The 24,577-nt window shown below is 65.6% G+C and carries 25 protein-coding genes; 21 read left to right on the top strand and 4 right to left on the bottom strand.

The window, feature by feature from the left end:
* Positions 1 to 11 precede the first annotated feature (11 nt).
* From pheA to ACNH6H_RS04215, 10 genes are all read left to right on the top strand, one after another.
* Positions 12 to 1,121, top strand: coding sequence for a prephenate dehydratase (pheA, locus tag ACNH6H_RS04170; protein WP_418315889.1), 1,110 nt, complete (start codon positions 12 to 14; stop codon positions 1,119 to 1,121).
* Positions 1,122 to 1,160: 39 nt separating this feature from the next.
* Positions 1,161 to 2,069, top strand: a complete 909-nt coding sequence (locus tag ACNH6H_RS04175; protein ID WP_418315891.1) for a prephenate dehydrogenase — start codon at positions 1,161 to 1,163, stop codon at positions 2,067 to 2,069.
* Between the two features lie 11 nt (positions 2,070 to 2,080).
* Positions 2,081 to 4,090, top strand: coding sequence for a bifunctional 3-phosphoshikimate 1-carboxyvinyltransferase/cytidylate kinase (locus tag ACNH6H_RS04180; RefSeq protein WP_418315893.1), 2,010 nt, complete (start codon positions 2,081 to 2,083; stop codon positions 4,088 to 4,090).
* A 157-nt stretch (positions 4,091 to 4,247) separates the two neighbouring features.
* Positions 4,248 to 5,963: a 30S ribosomal protein S1 gene (rpsA, locus tag ACNH6H_RS04185; protein WP_418315895.1), complete on the top strand. Its 1,716-nt coding sequence runs from the start codon at positions 4,248 to 4,250 to the stop codon at positions 5,961 to 5,963.
* Between the two features lie 103 nt (positions 5,964 to 6,066).
* On the top strand, positions 6,067 to 6,384 hold the full coding sequence (locus tag ACNH6H_RS04190) for an integration host factor subunit beta (protein ID WP_418315897.1): 318 nt from the start codon (positions 6,067 to 6,069) through the stop codon (positions 6,382 to 6,384).
* A 43-nt stretch (positions 6,385 to 6,427) separates the two neighbouring features.
* Entirely contained in the window at positions 6,428 to 6,748 is a 321-nt protein-coding gene (locus tag ACNH6H_RS04195; protein WP_418315898.1) for a LapA family protein, read from the top strand.
* Positions 6,738 to 7,895 carry a lipopolysaccharide assembly protein LapB gene (lapB, locus tag ACNH6H_RS04200; protein ID WP_418315900.1) on the top strand — a complete coding sequence of 386 codons (1,158 nt, stop codon included), beginning with the start codon at positions 6,738 to 6,740 and terminating at the stop codon, positions 7,893 to 7,895. The genes ACNH6H_RS04195 and lapB overlap by 11 nt, the downstream gene beginning before the upstream one ends.
* On the top strand, positions 7,892 to 8,851 hold the full coding sequence (gene rfaE1, locus ACNH6H_RS04205) for a D-glycero-beta-D-manno-heptose-7-phosphate kinase (RefSeq protein ID WP_418315902.1): 960 nt from the start codon (positions 7,892 to 7,894) through the stop codon (positions 8,849 to 8,851). The genes lapB and rfaE1 overlap by 4 nt, the downstream gene beginning before the upstream one ends.
* Positions 8,852 to 8,897: 46 nt before the next feature.
* Entirely contained in the window at positions 8,898 to 9,890 is a 993-nt protein-coding gene (gene rfaD / locus ACNH6H_RS04210) for an ADP-glyceromanno-heptose 6-epimerase (protein WP_418315904.1), read from the top strand.
* Between the two features lie 61 nt (positions 9,891 to 9,951).
* Positions 9,952 to 10,290 carry a ComEA family DNA-binding protein gene (locus tag ACNH6H_RS04215; RefSeq protein ID WP_418315906.1) on the top strand — a complete coding sequence of 113 codons (339 nt, stop codon included), beginning with the start codon at positions 9,952 to 9,954 and terminating at the stop codon, positions 10,288 to 10,290.
* A gap of 2 nt (positions 10,291 to 10,292) precedes the next feature.
* Here ACNH6H_RS04215 and ACNH6H_RS04220 read toward each other — a convergent pair whose 3' ends face one another.
* From ACNH6H_RS04220 to dnaE, 3 genes are all read right to left on the bottom strand, one after another.
* Complete coding sequence (locus ACNH6H_RS04220; RefSeq protein ID WP_418315908.1) at positions 10,293 to 11,567, bottom strand: patatin-like phospholipase family protein; 1,275 nt, start codon at positions 11,565 to 11,567, stop codon at positions 10,293 to 10,295.
* 61 nt (positions 11,568 to 11,628) lie between these two features.
* Positions 11,629 to 12,114, bottom strand: a complete 486-nt coding sequence (locus ACNH6H_RS04225) for a hypothetical protein (RefSeq protein ID WP_418315910.1) — start codon at positions 12,112 to 12,114, stop codon at positions 11,629 to 11,631.
* Between the two features lie 88 nt (positions 12,115 to 12,202).
* Positions 12,203 to 15,754 (bottom strand): DNA polymerase III subunit alpha, encoded by a 3,552-nt coding sequence (gene dnaE / locus ACNH6H_RS04230; protein ID WP_418315912.1) that lies wholly within the window; start codon positions 15,752 to 15,754, stop codon positions 12,203 to 12,205.
* Between the two features lie 35 nt (positions 15,755 to 15,789).
* Between dnaE and ACNH6H_RS04235 the strand changes: the two genes are divergently transcribed.
* Positions 15,790 to 16,524 (top strand): sulfurtransferase, encoded by a 735-nt coding sequence (locus ACNH6H_RS04235; protein WP_418315914.1) that lies wholly within the window; start codon positions 15,790 to 15,792, stop codon positions 16,522 to 16,524.
* Positions 16,525 to 16,527: 3 nt separating this feature from the next.
* On the opposite strand, the gene ACNH6H_RS04240 is transcribed toward ACNH6H_RS04235, so the two are convergent.
* Positions 16,528 to 17,229, bottom strand: coding sequence for a pirin family protein (locus ACNH6H_RS04240; protein ID WP_418315915.1), 702 nt, complete (start codon positions 17,227 to 17,229; stop codon positions 16,528 to 16,530).
* 124 nt (positions 17,230 to 17,353) lie between these two features.
* On the opposite strand from ACNH6H_RS04240, the gene ACNH6H_RS04245 reads away from it, so the two are divergent.
* The 10 genes from ACNH6H_RS04245 to ACNH6H_RS04290 all read left to right on the top strand — a co-directional run bounded on the left by ACNH6H_RS04245 (position 17,354) and on the right by ACNH6H_RS04290 (position 24,434).
* Complete coding sequence (locus ACNH6H_RS04245) at positions 17,354 to 18,373, top strand: LysR substrate-binding domain-containing protein (protein WP_418315917.1); 1,020 nt, start codon at positions 17,354 to 17,356, stop codon at positions 18,371 to 18,373.
* Positions 18,374 to 18,385: 12 nt separating this feature from the next.
* Complete coding sequence (gene gluQRS, locus ACNH6H_RS04250) at positions 18,386 to 19,297, top strand: tRNA glutamyl-Q(34) synthetase GluQRS (protein WP_418315919.1); 912 nt, start codon at positions 18,386 to 18,388, stop codon at positions 19,295 to 19,297.
* A 50-nt stretch (positions 19,298 to 19,347) separates the two neighbouring features.
* Complete coding sequence (locus tag ACNH6H_RS04255; RefSeq protein ID WP_418315921.1) at positions 19,348 to 19,695, top strand: FKBP-type peptidyl-prolyl cis-trans isomerase; 348 nt, start codon at positions 19,348 to 19,350, stop codon at positions 19,693 to 19,695.
* An 18-nt stretch (positions 19,696 to 19,713) separates the two neighbouring features.
* On the top strand, positions 19,714 to 20,682 hold the full coding sequence (locus ACNH6H_RS04260; protein ID WP_418315923.1) for a transglutaminase family protein: 969 nt from the start codon (positions 19,714 to 19,716) through the stop codon (positions 20,680 to 20,682).
* Positions 20,683 to 20,865: 183 nt separating this feature from the next.
* Entirely contained in the window at positions 20,866 to 21,264 is a 399-nt protein-coding gene (locus ACNH6H_RS04265; RefSeq protein ID WP_418321216.1) for a response regulator transcription factor, read from the top strand.
* Positions 21,230 to 22,675: a CHASE3 domain-containing protein gene (locus tag ACNH6H_RS04270; protein ID WP_418315924.1), complete on the top strand. Its 1,446-nt coding sequence runs from the start codon at positions 21,230 to 21,232 to the stop codon at positions 22,673 to 22,675. The genes ACNH6H_RS04265 and ACNH6H_RS04270 overlap by 35 nt, the downstream gene beginning before the upstream one ends.
* A gap of 147 nt (positions 22,676 to 22,822) precedes the next feature.
* Positions 22,823 to 22,990, top strand: a complete 168-nt coding sequence (locus ACNH6H_RS04275; RefSeq protein ID WP_418315925.1) for a DUF1328 domain-containing protein — start codon at positions 22,823 to 22,825, stop codon at positions 22,988 to 22,990.
* A gap of 39 nt (positions 22,991 to 23,029) precedes the next feature.
* Positions 23,030 to 23,416, top strand: a complete 387-nt coding sequence (locus tag ACNH6H_RS04280) for a hypothetical protein (RefSeq protein WP_418315927.1) — start codon at positions 23,030 to 23,032, stop codon at positions 23,414 to 23,416.
* 98 nt (positions 23,417 to 23,514) lie between these two features.
* Positions 23,515 to 24,066, top strand: coding sequence for a ferritin-like domain-containing protein (locus tag ACNH6H_RS04285; protein ID WP_418315928.1), 552 nt, complete (start codon positions 23,515 to 23,517; stop codon positions 24,064 to 24,066).
* Positions 24,067 to 24,116: 50 nt separating this feature from the next.
* Positions 24,117 to 24,434, top strand: coding sequence for a BON domain-containing protein (locus ACNH6H_RS04290; protein ID WP_418321218.1), 318 nt, complete (start codon positions 24,117 to 24,119; stop codon positions 24,432 to 24,434).
* The last annotated feature ends 143 nt before the right edge of the window (positions 24,435 to 24,577 follow it).

The following is a 24,577-nucleotide window of genomic DNA, read 5'->3' on the forward strand; positions in this document are numbered from 1 at the left end:
CGCTGTCGACCATGGCCTCCGCAAACGAATCCTCGATCCAGCCTGAACTGCTTGAATTGCGCTCCCGCATCGACGCGGTCGACCTCGAATTGCTGGCGCTGTTGAACCGGCGCGCGTCGCTCGCGCACGAGGTTGGCGAGCTGAAGAAGAAGGAAGGATCGGCAGCCTTCCGCCCGGAGCGTGAAGCGCAGGTGATCGACAACCTGAAGCAGCGCAACCCGGGTCCGTTGCTGCGCGACAGCGTCGCGCCGATCTGGCGCGAGATCATGTCTGCCTGCCGCGCACTCGAGACACCGAGCCGGGTCGCCTACCTGGGCCCGGCCGGCACCTTCAGCGAGGAGGCGGCGCTCGGCTTTTTCGGCTCGTCGATCGTCAAGGTGCCGTGTGTCAATGCCGACGAGGTTTTCCACGCGGCCAGCGGCGGCGGCGCCGATTTCGGCGTCGTGCCGGTCGAGAATTCCAGCGAGGGGGTCGTGACGCGGTCGCTGGACCTGTTCCTGACGACACCGCTGGCGATCATCGGCGAAACCAGCCTGTATGTGCGCCACAACCTTTTGCGCAAGCTCAATTCCACCGAAGGCATCAGCGCCGTCTGCGCGCACCCGCAGGCGCTGGCGCAATGCCATGCCTGGCTCAGCCTGCACCTGCCGCATGCCGAACGGCGGCCGGTGACCAGCAATGCCGAGGGCGCCCGGTTGGCCAGCCTCGATGAATCGATCGCGGCGTTGGCAAGCACGCGTGCGGCGAGCGAATTCGGCCTGCACAACGTCGCGCCGGCGGTGCAGGACGATGCACACAACCGCACCCGCTTTGCGATCGTCGCCCATCCGGACAAACACCCGCAGCCGAAACAATCCGGCCTCGACTGCACCAGCCTGGTGGTCTCGGTACCGAACCGGCCCGGCGCTGTCCACGATCTGCTGGCGCCGCTGAAGGTGCACGGCGTCTCGATGACGCGCTTCGAGTCGCGGCCGGCACGCTCGGGTCAGTGGGAGTACTACTTCTACATCGACCTGCAGGGCCATCCCGACCAGCAGCATGTCGCGAAGGCGCTGCAGGAACTGCGCGCGGCCTGCGCATTCTTCAAGCTGCTCGGCACCTATCCTGTCGACAGCCACTGACGCCGCAGGCCTCTCGATCCAACAAGGGCAAACCGCAACGTGGCCGATTCCCCCGTCCTTTCGGTTAAAAGAATGTCGCTGATCGGCTGCGGGCTGATCGGTGGCTCGTTTGCGATGGCGATGAAGGCGGCAGGGCTGGTCGAGCATGTGGTCGGCAGCAGTCCGACGGCAGCGACGCTGGACCAGGCCCGCGCGCTCGGCGTCATCGACAGCGGCGTCGATTCGGCCGCAGCGGCGGTGCGCGGCGCCGACATGGTGCTGGTGGCGGTACCGGTGACGCAGACCGAAGCGGTGTTTCGTGCGATCCGCGACGAACTGTCGCCCGATGTGCTGCTGATGGATGTCGGCAGCACCAAACGTGACGTCGTCGACGCGGCGCGGCGCGTCTTGCGCGAGCGGCTGCCGAATCTTGTGCCGGCCCATCCGATTGCCGGCAAGGAACAGGCCGGCGTTGCTCATGCGGAAGCGAGCCTGTTCCGCGACTGCAACGTGCTGCTGACCCCGATTGCGCAGACCGAGCCGAAACGGGTCAGGCGCGCCGAGGCGATCTGGACCGCAGTCGGCGGCCGGGTGCAGGTGATGACGCCGGAAACGCACGATGCCACCTTCGCCGCGGTAAGCCACCTGCCACACCTGCTGGCTTATGCCTATTTCAATGCCATCCTCGGCCAGCCGGCCGGCGTCGACTACCTCGAGATGGGCGGCCCCGGTTTCCGCGATTTCACCCGCATCGCTGCCAGTGACCCGAAGGTGTGGCGCGACATCCTCTGGACCAATCGGGAAGAGGTGCTGAAACAATCGATGCGATTCCGGCAGGCGCTCGACGCACTCGAACACGTGATGCGCAGCGGTGACCAGGCCGCGCTGGAAGAATTGATCCGCGCCGCTTCCGACGGCCGCAGCGGCTGGAGCGCCAGCGGCAGCCGCCGGCGCAAGGCCACACCCTGAACGCCATTGCGATGTACGACACGAGATTCATCGACCTGCCACCGCTGAACCGGGCTGCCGGCACGGTGCGCCTGCCCGGATCAAAAAGCATCTCGAACCGGGTGCTGTTGCTGGCCGGCCTGTGCGAAGGCAGCACCGAGGTTCACGACCTGCTCGAATCCGACGACACCAGGGTGATGCTCGATGCATTGCGCGCGCTGGGCTGCGGCGTCCATCCGCTCGCCGACGGCGTGCGCATCGACGGACTCGGCGGCAGGCTGATTGCACGGCGGGCATCGCTGTTTCTCGGCAACGCCGGTACCGCGATGCGGCCGCTGACCGCCGCGCTGGCACTGCTCGCGGCGACCCAGGACGGTGAGTTCGAGCTGAGCGGCGTCGCGCGGATGCATGAACGGCCGATCGGCGACCTGGTCGACGCGCTTCGCCAGCTCGGCTGCTCGATCGACTACCTCGGCCAGCAGGGCTACCCGCCGCTGCGCCTGCGACCCGGCAGCCAGCAGTTCGGCGAGCTGGCGCCGATCCGCGTCCGCGGCGATGTCTCGAGCCAGTTCCTGACCGCGCTGCTGCTGTCTCTGCCGCTGATCTGCGAGGGCGGCTCGCGGACGATCGAGGTCGACGGCGAACTGATCTCCAAACCCTATGTCGAGATCACGCTGAAGCTGCTGCGCCGCTTCGGCATCGACGTCGAACGCGACGGCTGGCAGCGCTTCACGATCGCCCAGGGCAGCCATTACCGGTCGCCCGGCAGCATCCATGTCGAGGCCGACGCCTCGTCGGCGTCGTATTTCATCGCGCTCGGCGCCTTGGCGGCCGACCGCGACGCACTGCGAATTGAAGGTGTCGGGGCCGATTCGATCCAGGGCGATATCCGCTTTGTCGACGCCGCCCGCGCAATGGGCGCGCACATCGACAGCGGGCCGGGCTGGCTGGAGGTGAAACGCGGCGAATTTCCGTTGCGGCCGATCCGCATCGACTGCAACCACATTCCGGACGCGGCGATGACGCTGGCGGTGATGGCGCTGTTTGCGAACGGCAGCAGCCGGCTCGACAACATTGCCAGCTGGCGCGTCAAGGAAACCGACCGGATCGCCGCAATGGGCTGCGAGTTGCGCAAACTCGGTGCCTCGGTGGTCGAAGGCGCCGATTTCATCGAGATCACGCCGCCGCAGAGCTGGCAGGCCGCAACGATCGCCACCTACGACGATCACCGCATCGCGATGTGCCTCGCGCTGGCCGCCTTCAATCCATTGCTCGGCCAGCCCGGTGTGCCGGTGCGAATCCTCGATCCGCGCTGCGTCGGCAAGACCTTTCCCGAATTTTTCGAAACACTGTTCGGGGTCGTCGAGACGCCAATCCAGCAGATTCCTGTGCTGACGATCGACGGGCCGACCGCCTCCGGCAAGGGCACCGTCGCCAGCGCGGTCGCGAAGGCGCTCGGCTACCAGTTTCTCGATTCCGGGGCGGTTTACCGGGCGACCGCGCTGGCGGCGATGCGCCGGCAGATCGCAGCCGACGATGCGGCGGCGCTGGCAGCGCTGGCCAACGGGCTCGATCTGCGCTTCGACGGCGGACTGATCCTGCTCGACGGCGAGGATGTCGGCGACCTGCTGCGCGCCGAAGAGGTCGGCGCGATGGCCTCGCAGGTTTCGAGCATCCCGGCGGTGCGCGAGGCGCTGCGCCGCCAGCAGCTGGCATTCCGCCGCGTGCCGGGGCTGGTCGCCGACGGCCGCGACATGGGCACCGCGATATTTCCCGAGGCCAGGTTGAAGGTATTTCTTACCGCCAGCGCCGCGATGCGCGCCGAGCGGCGCCATAAGCAATTGATTTCCAAGGGGATTTCGGCTAATATCGACGACCTTCGAAAAGGTTTGGAAGCTCGGGACCTGCGCGACAAAAGCCGCGCCGCATCGCCTCTCAAACCCGCCGAGGATGCGTTGCATCTGGACAATTCGGCATTGACGATCGAGCAATCCGTCGACGTCGTGCTGAAAGCCTGGGAACAACGCCAGCCGTTTGCCTGAGCGAATGGCCCTGCCCGGGGCCGCGCAATGCCGACGGTGTTTTTCGCCCGTCGCCTTCCCTCAGTGCCATTCACGGATACCCGGCACGCCAAGGCGGCGGATTTGTTCACTCCAACCCCGCGGTCCGTCGACACGACGGCTGCACCGGAAATACCTAATGTCACAAACCGAAACTGCCACCAACGAAGGCATGGAATCTTTTGCCGCGCTGTTCGAGGAGTCGCTGAAAAGCTCCGACATGCGCGCCGGCGAGGTCATCTCGGCCGAAGTCGTCCGTGTCGAACACAGCTTCGTGGTGGTCAACGCAGGCCTCAAATCCGAAGCCTACGTACCGATTGAAGAATTCAAGAACGACCAGGGCGAGCTCGAAGTCCAGGTCGGCGATTTCGTCTCGGTCGCGATCGACGCGATCGAGAACGGCTATGGCGACACCATCCTGTCGCGCGACAAGGCCAAGCGCCTGGCGTCGTGGATGTCGCTCGAGCAGTCGCTGGAGACCGGCGACTTCGTCACCGGCACCGTCAACGGCAAGGTCAAGGGTGGCCTGACCGTCCTCGTCAACGGCATCCGCGCCTTCCTGCCGGGCTCGCTGCTCGACACGCGTCCGGTCAAGGACATGAGCCCGTTCGAGGGCAAGACGATGGAGTTCAAGGTCATCAAGCTCGACCGCAAGCGCAACAACGTCGTGTTGTCGCGCCGCGCTGTTGTCGAGGCTTCGATGGGCGAAGAGCGTGCCAAGCTGCTCGAGACGCTGCACGAAGGTGCAATCGTCGACGGCGTCGTCAAGAACATCACCGAATACGGTGCCTTCGTCGACCTCGGCGGCATCGACGGCCTGCTGCACATCACCGACATGGCCTGGCGCCGCGTCCGCCACCCGAGCGAAGTCGTTCAGGTCGGCCAGGAACTGCAGGCCAAGGTCCTGAAGTTCGACGCCGAGAAAAACCGCGTCTCCCTCGGCATCAAGCAGCTCGGCGACGATCCGTGGCTCGGCGTGTCGCGTCGTTACCCGAACGGCACCCGCCTGTTCGGCAAGATCACGAACATCGCCGACTACGGCGCATTCGTCGAGATCGAGCCGGGCATCGAAGGCCTGGTGCACGTCTCCGAGATGGACTGGACCAACAAGAACGTCGCTCCGAGCAAGATCGTTTCGCTCGGCGAAGAGGTCGAGGTCATGGTGCTCGAGATCGACGAGGACAAGCGCCGCATCAGCCTGGGCATGAAGCAGTGCAAGGCCAATCCGTGGGAAGAGTTCTCGACCACGGTGCAGCGCGGCGACCGCGTCAAGGGCCCGGTCAAGTCGATCACCGATTTCGGTGTCTTCGTTGGCCTGGCTGCCGGCATCGACGGCCTGGTCCACCTGTCCGACCTGTCGTGGAACGAGCCGGGCGAAGCCGCGGTTCGCAACTTCAAGAAGGGCCAGGAAGTCGAAGCGATCGTGCTGGCAGTCGATGTCGAGCGCGAGCGCATCTCGCTGGGCATCAAGCAGCTCGACAGCGATCCGTTCACGACCTACACGACGGTCAATGACCGCGGCATGACGGTCACCGGCAAGGTCAAGACGGTCGACGCGCGTGGCGCCGAGATCCAGCTGAACGACGATGTCACCGGCTATCTGCGGGCTTCCGAAATCAGCCGCGACCGCGTCGAGGACGCGCGCAACGTGCTGAAGGAAGGCGACGAAGTGTCCGCCGTGATCATCAACGTCGACCGCAAGACGCGTTCGATCCAGTTGTCGGTCAAGGCCAAGGACAGCGTCGACCAGCAGGAAGCGATGCAGCGCCTGTCGCAGAGCAACGAGCGCGAGACCGCTGGCACGACCAGCCTCGGCGCGTTGCTGCGGGCCAAGCTGGACAATCAGAACAACTGATCGCCAGCGGCAGGGACGGCGCCTGCGCGCCGTCCTCCTTCCCGACGACGGCCATCCCGCCCCCCGGCGCGATGGCCGTTTCTCCAACCAACTCCCTGAACCCATGACCCGATCCGACCTGGTGGCCTTGCTCGGCGAACGATTCAGCCAACTGACGCACCGCGATACCGAATTCGCGATCAAGACCATCCTCGATGCGATGTCGGATTCGCTGGCGCGCGGCCACCGGATCGAGATCCGCGGTTTCGGCAGTTTTGCGATCAACCGGCGTCCGCCGCGCAAGGGCCGCAACCCGCGTTCCGGCGACCAGGTGCTGATCCCGGAAAAGCTGGTCCCTCACTTCAAGCCGGGCAAGGCGCTGCGCGAGGCCGTCGATGCCCATCACGACGCCGCCGTCGTGGCAGAACAGCAGCCGCGCTGAGGCTGTCCGCAGCCTGCATCCTAGAATCGGCACAGGAGGGCGCATGCGGTTCTTGATCTGGCTCTGGCGAGCCCTGGTTTTTTTCATCCTGTTCGCATTTGCATTGAACAACCAGCAGGATGCCGGCGTTCACTGGTTCTTCGGCTACGAGTGGCGCGCGCCGATGGTCTTCATCGTGCTGACCGCGTTTGCACTCGGTTGCGCCTTCGGCGTCTTCGCGATGGTGCCGAGCTGGTGGAAACACCGCCGTGTCGCGCGCCGTGCCAGCGGCCCGGAAAGCGAGGCGCCAGGCAAGACCAACCTTCCCGCCACCGCACCGGCCAGCGAGCACCAGCGGCCGCATCCGCCCCGCGATGGACTTTGACCTGCCGTGGTGGCTGCTGCTTGGCCTGCCGATTGCATTTGCGATCGGCTGGCTCGCATCGCGTCTCGACCTGCGCCAGTGGCGGCGCGAGCGCACCGACTCGCCCGGCGCCTATTTCAAGGGCCTCAATCTGCTGCTCAACGAGCAGCACGACAAGGCGATCGATGCCTTCATCGAGGCGGTGCAGCAGGACCCGGACACTTCCGAACTGCATTTCGCGCTCGGCAACCTGTTCCGCAGGCGCGGCGAATACGAACGGGCTGTGCGCGTCCACCAGCACCTGTTGAGCCGTGCCGACCTGACCCGCACCGACCGCGACCGCGCCCAGCATGCGCTGGCGCAGGATTTCGTCAAGGCAGGTCTGTTCGACCGCGCCGAGGAAGCTTGGCAGGCGCTTGAAGGCACCACCTTCGATACCGAAGCCAGGCTCGCGCTGCTGAGCCTGCATGAACGCTCGCGCAACTGGCGCGCTGCCGTCGACGTCGCGCACAAGCTCGAGCGCAGCGGGACCGGCTCCTATGCTTCGCGCATTGCCCACTACTGGTGCGAACTGGCGCTCGAGGCCGATGCCCGTCAGGCGCCGGGCGAAGCCGAGGACGCGCTGCGCCGCGCCCGCGAGGCGGCGCCGCTGGCGGCGCGGCCGATGGTGCTGGCCGGCCAGCGCGCCCGGCAACGCGGCGACCACGCTGCGGCATTGCAGGAATGGGGCAGCTTGCTGGTCTCGCATCCGGCCACCTTCGGGCTGGTCGCCGTCGATTTTGCCGACAGCGCCCGCCAGATCGGTCAGGCCGACACCGCGCTGGCGACCCTCAGCGCGCTGGCCGACCGCCAGCCGGGACTGGCGATCCTCGATGCGATTGCGGTGCTCGATCCGGCGCCCGAGCTGCGCAGAGCGCGGCTGCGCGGACACCTGCGCAAGCACCCGACCTTGTCGACCGCGCGCGCGCTGCTGCAGCTCGATACCGCTGCGGCCGATGACGGCGGCGACCGCACGCTGATCGATGAGGCGCTGGCGCGTGCCGCGCGACCATTGCAGCGTTATCGCTGCGCAGCCTGCGGCTTCGAGGCCCAGCACTATTTCTGGCAATGCCCCGGCTGTCTCAACTGGGATACCTACCCGCCCCAGTTGCTCGAGGATCTTGGATGACGACTGACCTTCCCCACCCGACACGCGAGCAGCTCGCGGCCAAACGCATCCTGGTGGTCGGCGATGCGATGCTCGACCGCTACTGGTATGGCGCGGTCGATCGCATCTCGCCGGAGGCGCCGGTGCCGGTGGTCAGGATCACCCATGAAGAGGAGCGCCTCGGTGGCGCAGGCAACGTTGCGCTGAATGTGCAGACACTCGGCGCCAAGGCGACGCTGATGACCGTGGTCGGCGCAGACGATGCGGCGCGCAAGCTGCAGCACCTGCTCGCGCGGCACGGCGTCGAGGCGCTGCTCGGCGAGGACCCACAGCTCTATACGATCGTCAAGCTGCGGGTGATCGGCCGCGCCCAGCAACTGATCCGCGTCGATTTCGAGAATCAGCCCGACCACGAAGTGCTGGCCGGCATGCTCGGCGACTTCGAGCGGGTGCTGCCCGACCACGACGCGGTGCTGTTTTCCGACTACGGCAAGGGCGGCCTGACCCACATCCCGCGGATGATCGAACTGGCGCGTGCGGCCGGCATTCCGGTGCTGATCGATCCGAAGGGCGTCGACTACAGCCGTTATGCCGGTGCGACCGTGATCACGCCGAACCAGAGCGAACTCGCGCAGGTGGTTGGCGGATGGGCGAATGAAATCGACCTGCACCGGCGCGCCCATTCGCTGCGCACCCAGCTCGGCCTCGAAGGCCTGTTGTTGACGCGCTCCGAGGACGGCATGTCGCTGTTCGACGCCCCCGACGGCATCGCCGGACACACCCAGGTCGCCGCCGATGCGAGAGAGGTTTTCGATGTCACCGGCGCCGGCGACACGGTGATCGCGACGATGGCGGTGATGCTGGCGGCCGGCGTCGCGCTGCGCGACGCGATGCCGGTGGCCAACCGCGCCGGCGGCATCGTCGTCGGCAAATTCGGCACCGCCAGTGTGGAATACGACGAATTGTTCGGCAGTTGAAGCGCTGCCGCGAGATGTGCGTGGCAACACGCAGGAAGGAGTCCAGATGAAAGTCGTGGTTACCGGCGCTGCCGGAATGATCGGCAGCAACCTCGTTCACGGCCTGAATGCGATCGGCATCGATGATGTCATTGCCGTCGACGATCTGACCGACGGGCCGAAATACCGCAACCTGCTCGGCGCGTCGCTCGCCGACTATTTCGACAAGGACGAGTTCTACCAGCGCTTCGCCGCCGGCGAACTCGGCAAGGTCGATGCGGTATTCCACGAAGGCGCGTGTTCCGACACGATGGAGCACAACGGCCGCTTCATGCTCGACAACAACTACCGCTGCTCGAAGCGGCTGCTCGACGCCTGCCAGGCGCAGGGCACGCGGCTGCTGTATGCCTCGTCGGCGGCGACCTATGGCGGCAGCAGCGAATTCCGCGAAGTGCCGGAATTCGAACAGCCGCTGAATGTCTACGGTTATTCGAAACTGCTGTTCGACAACGTCGTGCGGCGGATGATCGACCACGCGACATCGCAGGTCGTCGGCTTCCGCTATTTCAACGTTTATGGGCCGCGCGAACAGCACAAGGGGCGGATGGCCTCGGTCGCCTTCCACCACTTCAACCAGATGCGCGACACCGGCCATGTCAAGCTGTTCGGCGAATACGGCGGGTATGCGCCTGGCCAGCAATCGCGGGATTTCATCCACGTCGACGATGTCGTCGCGGTCAACCTGTGGTTTTTGCAGCATCCCGATCGCAACGGCATCTTCAACCTCGGCACCGGCCGCGCCCAGCCGTTCAACGACGTTGCCGAGGCAACGGTCAATGCGGTGCGTGCACAGCGCGGCGAGCCGCCGATGAGTCTGCCCGAGATGGTGCAGGCCGGGCTCGTGCAGTACATCGATTTCCCGCCGGCACTGGTCGGCAAATACCAATGCTTCACCGAAGCCGACATGTCGCGCCTGCGCGCGGTCGGCTGCGAACACCAGTTCGCCCCAGTGGGGGACGGCGTTGCCCGCTACGGGGGGTGGTTGGCCAGCCAGGCTTGAGTTTCACTGGTCGGGCGGCGCGATGCGGCGCATTTCTTCAACCACCGACCAAGGAAACACCATGTTCAAGCACTGCCTGGCCACGTTGCTGGCCGCCCTGACAAGCCTGTTCGCAGCCGCTGCCTTTGCGGCGGTCGACATCAACAAGGCCGACCAGGCCGCACTCGAGAGCATCAAGGGCATCGGTCCGGCGATGTCGACCCGCCTGCTCGACGAGCGCAAGAAAAGCCCGTTCAAGGATTGGCCCGACATGATCGATCGCGTCAAGGGTCTGGGCACCGGCAATGCCGGCAAGCTGTCCGAGGCCGGGCTGACCGTCAACGGCACCGCGTATGCGAAGTCGGATGCGGCCAAGCCGGCCGCGCCGAAGGCCGCCGACAACAAGCCGGCGAAAAAGTAGCCTCAACCGCCGACGGCGGCCGCGGCGACGACGGCTTCGTCGGTCCAGCCAAAAAACCGGATCACCTCGGCGCGCCGCTGCAGCGTATCGGCGATGCCGAGGTCGATCAGTTCTGATGTGTATGGGGTTTCGAACAGCAGATAGCTGGCCAATGCAGCGCCGCGCGCCGAGTCCCCCTCGCCTGAGACGCCGACCACCCGCAGCAGGCCGCGGATCGGTCCCGGCAGACTGCCGAGGTGGCGCGCGGCCAGATCGTCGAGCCGCTGGCTTGGTGAAATCACCAGCACGTCGATCGGCCGCAGCACCGATGCAGCACGGGCCTGCGGCGCAAGCAGCGCCAGCGTCGAATTGATCCGCTGCAGCCGCTCGACGTCGACCGCCAGCGCATCGAGAAAAATGCTCGACATCGCATGGCCGGCGATCTGGGCAAGGTTCGGATATTCGCTGCTCGAGCGCTGTTCGTCGGGCGGCTCATGCATCCGCCCGGCGCCGATCACCAGGATGCGCTCGGCCCCGAGGTGAACCGCCGGCGAGATCGGTGCCGACTGGCGCATCGAACCATCACCGAAATATTCGATCCGGCCGTCGATCGGCAACGCCACCGCCGGAAAGACGAACGGGATCGCGGCTGACGCCAGCAGGTGTTCACATGCGATCGAACAGCGACGTGCCATCCGCTGCGACCGCGTCCACGGCAGGATATGTTCCAGCGACTGGTAGAAGGTCAGGTGCTGGCCGGTGCCATAACTCGATGCGGTGACGGCAACGGCATGCAGATGGCCTTCGGCCACCATGCGGTCGATGCGTGCGGTATCGATCAGCCGCTGCAGCAGGCCGCTCAGCGGACTGCAGTCGAGCAGGGAACGAGGGCGGGCCCGGCTCCAGCGTGCAATCAGCCAACCCAGCGACAACATCGTCAGCCAGCGGGCGCCGCTTCTGGCGATGCCGAGGCTGTCGGTGCGGTAGACCTGTTCTGCGCTGAACCCGCGCCATACATTGACCAGATCGGCGACGGCGGCGTCGAAGTCATCGGCTCGACACGCCAGCGCCGCCGCATTGATCGCGCCGGCCGAGGTGCCGGCGATCACCGGGAACGGATTGGCAGTCAAAGCGCGGCGGGCCTCGCCCGGACCCGCAGCACGTTGCCGCGCGATCACTTCGCGCCGGATTTGCGACAAGGCATGCAGCACGCCAACCTGGTAGGCGGCACGTGCCCCGCCACCACTGAGGATCAGGCCGGTGACCGGGATGTGGGCAGATGCTGGCAGCTGCGGCATTTGCCGCAGTGTAGGCAGCGCACTGGCGTCGTCAAAGCCGGATCAGCGCCAGCCGTCACCATCAATCATCGTGATGGTGCTTCTTGTGATGTCTTTTCTCTTGCTTGTGCCATTCCTTCTCGCGCTTGCGCATTTCCTTCTCGCGCTTGCGCTCGTACTTGTCGTACTCCTTCTCGCGCTTGCGCTCGTATTTGTCGTACTCGTGCGAATGGCTGTGATAAACGGGCCGATAGACATCGCGGTACCAGCGATCCTGGACGAAATAGACCGGCTGCCCACAGGCGTTGTATTTTGCGCAGTGCTTGCTCCACTTCTTCGCATGGCCGGGCGGCACATGCAGGTAGATTGGCTGGCGATAAACCGCGACCGGCGACGGCGCGATCACCACCGGCTGCGGATACACCAGCACCGGCGGCGACGGCGCTCGGCCGATGTCGATGCGTCCATAAACCCCCGGCTGGTCGAAGCCGATCGTCACCCCGACGTCGCTCGCCACTGCCGGCACCGCGGCGGCGAAGATCGAAAAAGCAAGCAGATATCGTTTCATGGCAGAGGTCTCAGTCTCGGTGGATGGGAGCCGTCAACAAGCAGGCCATCCGGCTCCGAGTCCATCAGACGCCCACTGGTTCCTCAGGTCAATGCCCGGCCGGTGACAATTCGTAAACGACACGGGCCCGTCCGCCACTGGCCTCGCGCCAGCAGCCGAGCGCCTCGTCACTCGGAAAGAAGCGGCCGTCCTCGCCCAGATCGATCTCGGCACGTGCGTTTTGCCGCCGGACAATCAGCCGCACACCAAGCCCCTCGACCGACTCGCCGTGTTCGCCTGCCTTGCGGCGTGCCGGAAACTGCCGGATCAGGCTGTCGACCGGTGGCAATGCGGCATCGAGTTCGATCCGCAGGTGTTTGCCGAAGCGGCAGCGGGCCTCGGCCAAGTCCCAGATCTGCTGGATATTGAGCCGCACGCCACCCGAAAACCTGTCGTTCTGCACCTTGCCCTGCACGACGATGAGTTCGTCGTCCTTCAGCAACTCGCGGTTTGCGTTCAGCAGGTCTTCGGCAACAACCGATTCGATCGCGTCCGACTTGTCGTCGAGCTTGAAGATTGCGACCCGGCCGCGCTGGCCGTTGATGATGCGTAGATCGCTGACGATGCCGGCCAGCAGCTGCGGCTCGCGGCTGTCGATCAGGTCGGCGATCTGCCGCTTTGCGAACAGCCGCACCTCGTCGGCGCTCTGGTCGAACAAATGGCCGGACAGGAAAAAGCCGAGTGCCGCCTTTTCGTGGCCGAGCCGCTCGCGGATGCTCCACTGCGGCGCATCGACCAGCGGCGGCTCGACGGTCGATGCGGCATGGCTGCCAGTCGCATCGTCGGGACCGAAGTCAAACAGGCCGACCTGATCGGCATGGGCGGCCTGCGTATCGGCCCATTCAAGCGCGAGGCCGACGCTGGCGATCATCGCGGCCCGGTCCGGGTGCAGGCCGTCGAAGGCGCCGGCCTTGATCAGCGCCTCGATCACCCGCTTGTTGATGCGCTGCCGGTCGACCCGGGCGCAGAAATCGAACAGGCTCTTGAACGGACCACCCTGATCGCGTGCGGTGACGATCGCCTGGATCGCGCCGAGCCCGGTGCCCTTGATCGCGCCGAGGCCGTAACGGATCGTCTTGTCGCCGACCGGCTCGAAGCGGGCGGTGCCCTGGTTGACATCCGGCGCCAGCAGTTCGACACCGAAGGCCTTGGCGTCATTCCACAACACCCGCAGCTTGTCGGTATCGTCGGACTCGACCGTCAGGTTGGCGGCAAAGAATTCGGCGGTGCAGTGGACCTTGATCCACGCGGTGTGATAGGCCAGCAGCGAGTAAGCGGCGGCGTGCGACTTGTTGAAGCCGTAGCCGGCAAATTTCTCCATCAGGTCGAAGACCTCGTCGGCCACCGCGGTCGAGATGCCCTTTTCCGCCGCACCGTTGCGGAAGATCTCGCGGTGCTTGGCCATTTCCTCGGCCTTCTTCTTGCCCATCGCGCGACGCAGCAGGTCGGCGCCGCCGAGCGAGTAGCCACCGAGCACCTGCGCGGCCTGCATCACCTGTTCCTGGTAGACCATGATGCCGTAGGTCTCGCCGAGCACCGCCTCGAGCAGCGGGTGCGGGTAACTGACGTCCTCGCGGCCATGTTTGCGCGCGCAGAAACTCGGGATGTTCTCCATCGGGCCGGGGCGGAACATCGCATTCAGCGCGATCAGGTCCTCCAGCCGGCTCGGCTTCGCATCGCGCAGCATGCGTTGCATGCCGGCGCTTTCAAACTGGAAGACCGATTCGGTGCGGCCCTCGGAGAACAAGCGGTAGACGCGCGCATCGTCGAGCGGCAGCGTCTCGTATGAAAAATCCTTCAGCGCTGGCCGGCGCGCGACGATGAATTCCTTCGCGAGTTCGAGGATGGTCAGCGTCGCCAGGCCGAGAAAGTCGAACTTGACGAGGCCGATCGCCTCGACATCGTCCTTGTCGTACTGGCTGACCGCGCTGTCGCTGCCGGGCTGCAGATAAAGCGGGCAGAAATCGGTGATCTTGCCGGGCGCAATCAGCACGCCGCCGGCGTGCATGCCGATATTGCGGGTCAGGCCCTCGACGCGAGCAGCCAGCGACAGCAGCTCGGCCACCTCTTCCTCGGCCGCCTCGCGCTGCTCGATCTCCGGCGCCTCCTTGCGCGCATAGATGATCCCGGGGTCGGGCGACTCCGGCACCCGCGCCAGCGTCACCGTCTTGCCTGGGGGTGCTGGCACCAGCTTGGCGATCGAATCGACGTGGCCATAACCCATGCCGAGCACGCGGCCGACGTCGCGCAGCGCCGCCTTCGCCGCCATCGTTCCGAAGGTGACGATCTGGCTGACCGCATCGCGGCCATAACGCTGCTTCACATAGTCGATCACCCGGTCCCGGTTCGCCTGGCAGAAATCGATGTCGAAGTCCGGCATCGAAACCCGTTCCGGGTTCAGGAATCGCTCGAACAGCAGGTTGTAGCGCAGCGGGTCGAGGCCGGTGATCTTCAAGGCATACGCCACCAGCGAGCCGGCGCCCGATCCCCGGCCCGGCCCGACCGGGCAACCATTGTTCTGCGCCCAGTTGATGAAGTCCGCAACGATCAGGAAATAACCCGGGAAACCCATCTTCAGGATCGTCGCGATCTCGAATTCGAGCCGCTCGACATAACGCGGCCGCTGCCGATCGCGCTCGGCCACATCGGGATACAGCAGTTCGAGCCGCTCCTCCAGACCCTGGTGCGACGCGAGCCGGAAATAGTCGGCCATCGGCATCGGCACGCCGTCGCGCAGCGGCGTCGGAAAATCCGGCAGCTGCGGCTTGCCAAGAACGAGTTCGAGGTTGCAGCGCTTGGCGATCTCGATCGTATTGACGACCGCACTCGGAATATCGGCAAACAGCGCCTCCATCCGCTGCTGGCTCAGCAGGTACTGCTGCTGGCCGAAACGCTTGATGCGCCGCGGGTTGGTCAGCGTCTCGCCTTCGGCGACGCAGACGCGCGCCTCGTGCGCCTCGAAATCGTCGGGCTCGAGAAACTGCACCGGGTGGGTCGCGACGACCGGCAGTCCGAGTTCGGCAGCCAGCGGCACCGCCGCCCTGACGTGGGCTTCATGGTTCGGCAGTCCGGCCCGTTGCAGCTCGATGTAGAAGCGGCCCGGGAAGAGCGCCGCGAGCTGCTGCGCCAATTGGCTGGCCCGCTGCGGATCCTGCGCCAGCAGCGCCTGGCCGACGGCGCCGAGGTCGGCACCCGACAATGCGATCAGCCCGTCGCCGAGCTCGGCCAGCCAGTCCCATTGCAGCCAGCCCTGGTTGCGCTGGTTGCCAGCCGGCGTCTGCAGCCAGGCTCGCGACAACAGTTCGCAAAGGTTCAGATAACCGCGGTTCGATTGCACCAGCAGCAGCAGCCGGCTCGGATGCTGGTCATGGCGGCGCTCGCCGCCTTCCGGTGCCAGCCAGACATCGGCACCGATCAGCGGCTTCAGACCCGCCTTGCGCGCCGTACCGTAGAACTTGACCGCACCGAACAGGTTGCCCAGATCGGTGATTGCCATCGCCGGCTGGCCGTCCTTCGCCGCTGCGGCAATCGCGTCGCCGATGCGCAAACTGCCGTCGACGATCGAGAATTCGGTATGGGTTCGCAGGTGGATGAAGGGCATCCAGGGATTGTAGGCAGCGCCGCTAAAATCCCCCGGTGTCGACGATCCTGAATATCTCCGCCTACCGCTTCGTGGCGCTGCCCGATGCAGCCGAACTGCGGCCCCGGTTCGAACAATCCGCCGCTGCCGCCGGACTGAAAGGCACGGTGCTGCTTGCCGAGGAAGGCATCAACCTGTTCCTGGCCGGCATCGCGGCCGACCTGCGGCGCTGGCTGGCCTGGCTGCACGAGGACCCACGTTTCGCCGGCCTCGTCGCGAAGGAAAGCTGGTCCGACGCGGTGCCGTTTGGCAAGCTGCTGGTCAAGCACAAACGGGAGATCATCCGGATGAACCACCCGGCGATCCGACCGCAACAGGGTCGCGCGCCGGCGGTCGATGCGCCGACGCTCGCGCGCTGGCTCGACGCCGGCCATGACGACGCGGGCCGGCCGGTCGTGCTGCTCGATACACGCAACCGCTTCGAGGTCGAGCAAGGGCGGTTTGTCGATGCGGTCGACCTGCAGACCAGCCGCTTCAGCGAACTGCCGGATGCCGCGCTGTCGCGGCGTGCCGAGTTTGCCGGCAAGACCGTCGTCAGCTATTGCACCGGCGGCATCCGCTGCGAAAAGGCGGCGCTGTTTCTCGCCGAGGCCGGCTTCGACAACGTGCTGCAACTCGACGGCGGCATCCTCGCCTATTTCGAGCAGGTCGGCGGACGGCATTTCGAAGGCGAATGTTTTGTCTTCGACCAGCGCATCGCGCTCGACCCGCATTTGCAAGTCGCTGCCTAGCCTTTACGGCGCCAGATCGAACACCAGTACCTCCGCCGCATCGCCATCGGCAAGTCGCAGCCGCCCGCTGTCGCTGAGCAAGGCCGCGTCGCCGGCGTTCAGCACCTCGCCGTTGACCGCCAGGCGGCCGCTGATCAGGTGCACATAGGCCTTGCGCGCCGGGTCGAGTGCCAGTTCCGCCGCCTCATCACCGTCGAACAGGCCGGCAAACAGGTCGGCATCGGCGTGCAGCCTGACCGACGCGTTGCGGCCGTCGCGGCTGGCGACCAGCCGCAACTGCCCGCGCCTGCTGGCGGCATCGAAGTGGCGCTGCTCGTACGACGGCGCAATGGCGCGCTGATCCGGCAGCAGCCAGATCTGCAGGAAGTGGGTGGCGTCGCTCGGCGAATGGTTGAACTCGCTGTGGGTGACGCCGCTGCCGGCGCTCATCCGTTGCACATCGCCGGGCACGATCGTCGCATGGTTGCCGAGGTTGTCCTGGTGCGCCAGCGCGCCATCGAGCACATAGCTGATGATCTCCATGTCGCGGTGGCTGTGCGAGCCGAAACCACGGCCCGGCGCGACCCGGTCCTCGTTGATGACGCGCAGGTTGCCCCAGCCCATGCGGCGCGGGTCGAGGTAATCGGCAAACGAAAAACTGTGGAAACTCTGCAGCCAGCCGTGGTTGGCAAAACCGCGTTGATGGCCCCGGCGGATCTCGATCATCAGATGCTCCTTTCGATCTCTCGAATGTAGAAGCGACCATCGCGCAGCGCATTGGTTGCCGATTCAAGCATCCATTCAAATATCATGAAGCGCCACCCTGCCCTGCCGCACCGGCGCGCCGCCCATGTCTCACAAGGTCCTGACCCCCGACGCGTTGACGATGATCGACGCAATCGCCCGCACTGGCAGCTTTGCCGCCGCGGCGCGCGAACTCGGCCGGGTGCCGTCGGCGCTGACCTACAGCGTGCGCCAGCTCGAGGAGGCGCTCGATGTGCTGCTGTTCGACCGGCGCTCCCGGCAGGCTGAATTCACCGCCGCCGGCCGGGAACTGCTGCACGAGGGTCGGCGGCTGCTGCAGGAGATGGAGGCGGTGTCGAACCGCGTCAAGCGGATTGCGACCGGCTGGGAGTCGCAGCTGAGCATCTCGGTCGATGGCGTGATTTCGCGCGACACCATCCTCGAATTGTGTGAAGCCTTCTACAGCCAGCCGTGCCCGACCAGCGCGGCCGCGGCCGATGGCCCCGGCGGCCCGCCGACCCGGCTGCGGCTGCGCACCGAGGTGCTGACCGGCACCTGGGAGGCGCTCGTGACCGGGCAGGCCGATCTGGCGATCGGCGTCTCGCGGCGCCCCGGCTCGGACCAGGCGCACAGCGGTTTCCAGCTGCGCCCGCTCGGCGAACTCGAATTCGTTTTTGCAGTGGCGCCACACCATCCGCTGGCAGCGGCGACCGAACCGATTTCCGATGCGCAGCTGATCAGGCACCGCGCGGTCGCGGTCGCCGACTCGGCACAGCGGATGGCGCCGGCCAGCGTCAACATGCTGGCCGGCCAGGATGTGCTGACCGTGCCGACGACCGCGACAAAAATCGAGGCGCAGATCCGCGGCATTGCCTGCGGCCACCTGCCGGAACCGCTGGCTCGCGAACACATCGCGGCCGGCCGCCTGGTCTGCAAGGCAACCGAGCGCGGCACCCACAAGGCCAGTCTCGGTTATGCGTGGCGGCAGGCTGCCGGCGGTGGCGGTGGCCGCAAGGTGCCGGTCGGCAATGCGCTGAAATGGTGGCTCGACCAGTTGGCCAGCCCGGCAACCCAGCGGGCGCTGCTCGAGCGCCACGCCGGTCCACGGGCCAGCCGGGTCGATTAGCCCCGCCCGCCGATGCCATACCGCGGCCGCTTCGCACCGTCACCAACCGGCCCGCTGCATGCCGGCTCGATGGTGGCCGCGCTGGCCAGCTGGCTCGATGCGCGTGCGCATCGCGGCGCCTGGCTGGTGCGCATCGAGGATGTCGATGCGCCGCGCTGCGTCGCCGGCGCCGATGAATTGATCCTGCGCCAGCTGGCCGCCTGCGGCCTGTTGCCCGACGAGGCGCCGGTCTGGCAGTCGCGCCGCAGCGGTCTGTACCAGGCGGCACTGGACCAGCTTGTTGCGAACCGGCTGGCCTACCGATGCGTCTGCAGCCGCAGCCTGATCGCTGCCTATTGGGACGCCCGCGGCATCGCGCGCGCGCGCCACGCCGAACTGCCGTACCCGGGCACTTGCCGCGACCGCCACGACATCGATCCTGCCGAACGTTGCGCGGTCCGCGTGCGCTGCGCGACCACCGCGTCGCCGCTGCTAATCGACTGGACCGACCGGCGGCTCGGCCCGCAGCAGCAGGAACTCGGTTCGACCGTCGGTGATTTTGTCGTGTTGCGCAACGATGGCCTGTGGGCCTACCAGCTGGCAGTCGTCGTCGACGATGCGGATCAGGGCATCACCGACATCGTGCGCGGCGAGGACCTGGCCGACAACACCGCGCGGCAGATCCACCTGCAACAGCTGCTCGGGCTGGCTCGGCCGGGTTATCTGCACACGCCACTGGTGCTGGCGGACGACGGGCAGAAACTGTCCAAACAGACCGGCGCACAGCCGATCGATGCCGACCGTCCGCTCGACGTGCTGCGCCGCGCCGGCGAAGCGCTCGGCCTGCGCCACCACGCCGACGGCCTGACGGACTGGCTGGCCGAAGCGGTCACGCACTGGTCGATGATCTACCCGCCGACGGCGCCGCGCGGCGCTCCGGGATAATGCGTGCACCGAATGACGCGCCGCCGCGGCGGCCACAACGAAAGGACACGATGATCACGACCGAATCCGGGCTCCAGTACGAAGACGTCAAGCAGGGCGACGGCGCCGAAGCAGTGGCTGGCCAGCAGGTGCAGGTGCACTACACCGGTTGGCTCTACAACGACGGCGAACGCGGCAGCAAGTTCGACAGCAGCAAGGACCGAGGCAGCCCGTTCAAGTTCAAGCTCGGGGCCGGCATGGTGATCGGCGGCTGGGATGAAGGCGTGCAGGGCATGAAGGTCGGTGGCACGCGGATTCTGATCATCCCGCCCGAACTCGGTTATGGCGCACGCGGCGCTGGCGGCGTGATCCCGCCGAATGCGACGCTGCAGTTCGAGGTCGACCTGCTCGGCGTCTGATACCAACGCCCGCCGGCCATGCCGATCCGCTACGACATCGTCCACACGACGACATATCGCTACCACTCGCCGGTCACCTTCGGCGAGCACCGGGTGGTTTTCCGCCCGCGCGACAGTCATGACCTGCGGGTGCTGGCCACCGATCTGGAAGTGTCACCGAGCGCATCGATCCGGATGATCCAGGATCCGTATTCGAATTCGGTGGCTCTGGTGCAGCCGCTCGACAAGGCCGACGAACTGAGTTTTACCTGTTCGTTCACGATCGAGCATGCGCACACCAACAACCTCGAGCTGCCGTTGTCGCCGGCAGCCGAGATCTATCCGTTTGCCTATTCGCTGGCCGATCGCCTCGACCTCGAACACTACCTGCGGCCGCATTACGACGATTCGGACGGCAAACTGACGGCCTGGGCGCGGCAGTTTCTCAGCAAGCAGGGGCCGACCTATACGCGGCAGATGCTGGTGCGGATGAACGAGACGATCCGCGAACATTTTCGTTATGCGTCGCGCGACGAGGAAGGTACGCAGTCGCCGCTGGAGACGCTTAAACTCGGCAGCGGCAGCTGCCGTGATTTCGCATTGCTGATGATGGAGGCCGCGCGCCACCTCGGCATCGCGACACGGTTTGTTTCCGGCTACCTCTACGACCCGGCGCTCGACGCCGACGATCCACGCGACGAGCCGGGCTCGGCCTTGCACCGGCCGGACTGGCTCGACCCCGACGCGCCACTGGTCGCGCCGGCCGATGCGCCGGTGCCGACAGTCGGCGCCGGCGCAACCCACGCCTGGATGCAGGCCTACCTGCCGGGCGCTGGCTGGGTTCCGTTCGATCCGACCAACAACCTGCTCGGCGGCACCCAGCTGATCCGCGTTGCGGTGGCCCGGGACCCCAACCAGGCTGCGCCGGTCTCCGGCAGCTGGTTCGGTGAAGCCGATGCCTATGCCGGCATGGATGTCTCGGTGCAGGTGCATCGGATCCGCCCCTGATCGAGCGCCTGCGATTTCGCCGCGGCTGGCGCCAGCCGCTGCCGGCTGTCTGTTGGCAACGTAGGAAGGCTCCTACAGCGCGGGGACCGCGCCGCCGACAGATGCAACAACTGCAACCGACGACACTTGAAGTCCGAGCGCGAGCAAGCAATCGCAGCTCAGCCCCACCAACCGGCGCAGTGGATGGCGAATCTCAGAACCTATATCGTTGAAGACAGCCCGGTGATCCGGGAAAATCTCGTTGCCACGCTTGAAGAACTGGCTCCGGTGAACGTCGTGGGCACTGCGGAAGACGAGGCGACGGCCGTCGTCTGGTTGAGTGTCAATTCGCAGCAATGCGACCTGGTGATCATCGACATCTTCCTGAAAAGCGGGTCCGGCCTTGGCGTGCTGGCGTCTCCGCACCTGCGCAATACCAAGGCCAAGCTGGTCGTGTTGAGCAACTACGCAACCGCCGACATGCGTCAGAAATGCCTCGAACTCGGCGCCGACAAGGTGTTCGACAAATCGAACGAGATCGATTCGCTCGTCAACTACTGTGTCAGCCATGCCACCGAACGTGATGCCGGCACAAGCCACTGAACAGGTCCGCCGCGACGACACCGCCGACGCCGCCCCGATGAAGGTGCTGAAGCTGTTGCGAGACAGCCCCTACACCTTCCCATTGGTCGCGATGATCGCGATCCTGATGCTGGTCATCAGCGAGGTATCGCACCACAGCGCGATCAGCTCGATCGACGAGATCCAGCAGACCGACCAGATCCGCACCCGCAACCAGGAACTGCTGCGTTTGATGGTCGATGCCGAGACCGGGCAGCGCGGCTACATGCTGACCGGACGCGATGAATATCTGGAGCCCTACAACGAGTCGATCAAGGCTTTGCAGCGCCTGATCGAGCCGCTCGAGACGCACTACAGCAAGGACCCGCAGAGCCGGGCGCTGTTTGCCGAACTGAAGTCGAGCATCGACCGCAAGGTGTCGGAGATGCAGGCTTCGCTTGCACTCGTGAAGGAGGGCAATCCGAACGGCGCGCTGCACCTGCTGCTGACCGACATCGGCCGCGAACAGATGGATGCGGTGCGCAAGATATCGCACCAATTGATCGAATACGAAACCGGCAAGATCAGCGACCAGCGCAACTCGGTGCGGGCCACGCTGCGTCTCGGACGCATCGGTGTCGCGGTGATGACGGTATTGAGCGTCATCGCACTGATGCTCTACCTGCGCCAGCGGGTCGCGATCGAGACGCTTCGCAACGAGCAGCGGCGAACGCTGCAGCAGGAACGCGACCAGATGGAGGCACTCGCCGTCGAGCGGACCCGCCAGCTGACCGAACTTGCCCGCCACCTGCAGACTGCGCGCGAGGACGAACGCAGCCGCCTGGCACGCGATCTGCACGACGAACTCGGTGCGCTGCTGACGGCAGCCAAGCTGGACGTCGCCCGCTTGAAATCCAGGCTGCCGGAAATTTCCCCGGAAGCCGCTGCCAGGATGGCGCACCTGAACGAGACGCTGAACAGCGGCATCGCGATGAAGCGCCGGATCATCGAGGATCTGCGACCTTCGTCCTTGTCGAACCTCGGCCTGGTGGCCGCGCTGGAGATCCTCGCGCGCGAGTTTGCCGAGGCTTCGGAGATCAAGGTCGATACCCAACTCGACGTCGTGCGGCTGTCGTCGTCGGCCGAACTGACGGTATATCGGCTGGTCCAGGAGGCCTGCACCAACATCGCCAAATATGCAAAGGCCACCGAAGTGCAGATCCGCCTGGTCGGACAGGAAAACGGTGCGCTGATCCAGGTCAAGGACAACGGCGTCGGCTTCGATCCGGCAGCCTTGCGGCACACCGCGTCTCACGGCCTGCTGGGCATGCGCTTCAGGGTCGAAGCCGAAGGCGGCCGGATGGAAATCGATTCTGCGCGTGGTCGTGGCACGCGCCTCAGCGCGACGCTGCCGAAGCTGCCCGACGACACAGCGCCGCCAGCAGCGGGTTGAGCAGCAGCAAGCGGGTAGGAGCTCTCCTACGGACGTGGACAGGCGTCGCCGACAGCATGAAGTCCCTGCATCCCATTCGGCCAGGCACGGGCAGCACCTAAGCTCTGAGCATCAACAACAACCGCTGGCCGGTACAAGGAGAAGAAGATGCTGCACTACGCCGTTGTGTTTTTTGTCATCGCGATCATTGCTGCACTGTTCGGCTTCGGCGGCATTGCCGCGAGCGCTGCAGGCATCGCGAAGATCCTTTTCGTCGTGTTTGCCATCCTGGCCGTTGCGAGCTTCCTGTACGGACTGCTCAAGCGCGGCACCTGATCGACCCGAGCCAATCCCCGAACCCCCTAGAGAATGCCCATGAATACATCGACCTCCACCAACATCGCTTCCTCGAACGGCTCCGGCAGCCCGGCCAGCAAGACCGGTGCGGACCGCCCCGCAGCCGACCGCGGGCGCGATATTGCAAACCAGACCTTCGATCAGCTCGCGCATGCGGTTGAAAGCGCCCGTGCCACGGCAGTCCCGGCGATCGAGAAGTTCACGACCGGTGCAGAGTCGATGGCTCAGCGCAGTGTCGAACTTGCCCGCGTCAAGTCGCAACAGATGCGCGACCAGGCTCACCTCGCTTCTGAGAAGACGGCGACATATGTCCGTCAGGAACCGGTCAAGTCGCTGCTGATCGCGGCGGCTGCCGGCGCCCTGCTGGCCTGGCTGCTCTCGCCGAGCAAGCGCGACCGCCATTGATTCTTCCGCCCCCGTTCGACGGAGGCTCCGGCAACCTCGACGAGTCGGCTTGACAGGCGGCTCGTCGCGGCCATGAGCAACAAAGAGGAGACACCCCTTTGCAAGACCAGCAGAAAAACAAATCGACGCATCAGCGGCTGGAACTCGACGAATCAGGGCTGGCAGCTGCCCGCTCCCGTCTTGACGATGGCGCGATCACGCCAAGCTATGGCCCGTGGCGCGAAGACATCGTGCGCCTGCTGAATGATGCATTGGCAACCGAGCTGGTATGCGTATTGCGCTACAAGCGGCACCATTTCACCGCGAAAGGCATGTCTTCACCGGCCGTTGCCGATGAATTCATGGTCCACGCGAATGAGGAGGCGTCGCACGCCGATCGCATCGCCGAACGCATCGTCCAGCTCGGCGGCGACCCGGACTTTGCGCCGACGACGCTGTTGCAGCGCAGCCATGCCGACTACGACGACTCGTCCGATCTGCAGGCGATGGTGCGTGCCAATCTGGTTGCCGAGCGGGTTGCCGTCGAAGCCTACCGTCAATTGATCGGCCTGCTTGGCGACAAGGATCCGACGACGCGCAGGCTGCTGGAAGAGATTCTTGCCGACGAGGAAGAACACGCAGACGAGATGGCCGATCTTCTCGAGCGTTGATAAACCGCCAGACCCTTACCGATAACAAACAGTTCACACCAGGAGAAACCATGCTGATCAAATCATCCCTCATCGCCCTTGCCTCCGCCACCGCACTGCTGACCCTGCCGGGTTGCGCGGTCGTGCGCGATCAATCATCCGTCGGCCAATATGTCGACGACACCACCATCACGACGCAGATCAAGGCCCGCATGGTCGAGAACAAGCAGGTTGATGCCGGTGCGATCAGCGTCGAGACGCTGAACGGCACGGTGCTGCTGTCCGGCTTCGCGAAAAGCGCCGAAGAGAAAGCCATGGCGCACAAGATCGCCCATGGTGTCAATGGCGTGAAAAGCGTGCGCAACGAGATCGCGATCCGCGCCAAGTAATAAAGATTACCGAAGAGTCATTTTTTGATCTCTTCGGTGCATCCAATACGGCACCCGGCGCGTAAGTGTTGAGGTGCCGACCGAATCTTCGGTCGACACGCCGCCCGGACCTCCGTCCGTGCGGCTTTTTCGACACCAACGGA

Origin of the sequence: Pseudideonella sakaiensis (assembly GCF_048320135.1) — a bacterium.
Classification (GTDB): domain Bacteria; phylum Pseudomonadota; class Gammaproteobacteria; order Burkholderiales; family Burkholderiaceae_C; genus Ideonella_A; species Ideonella_A sakaiensis_A.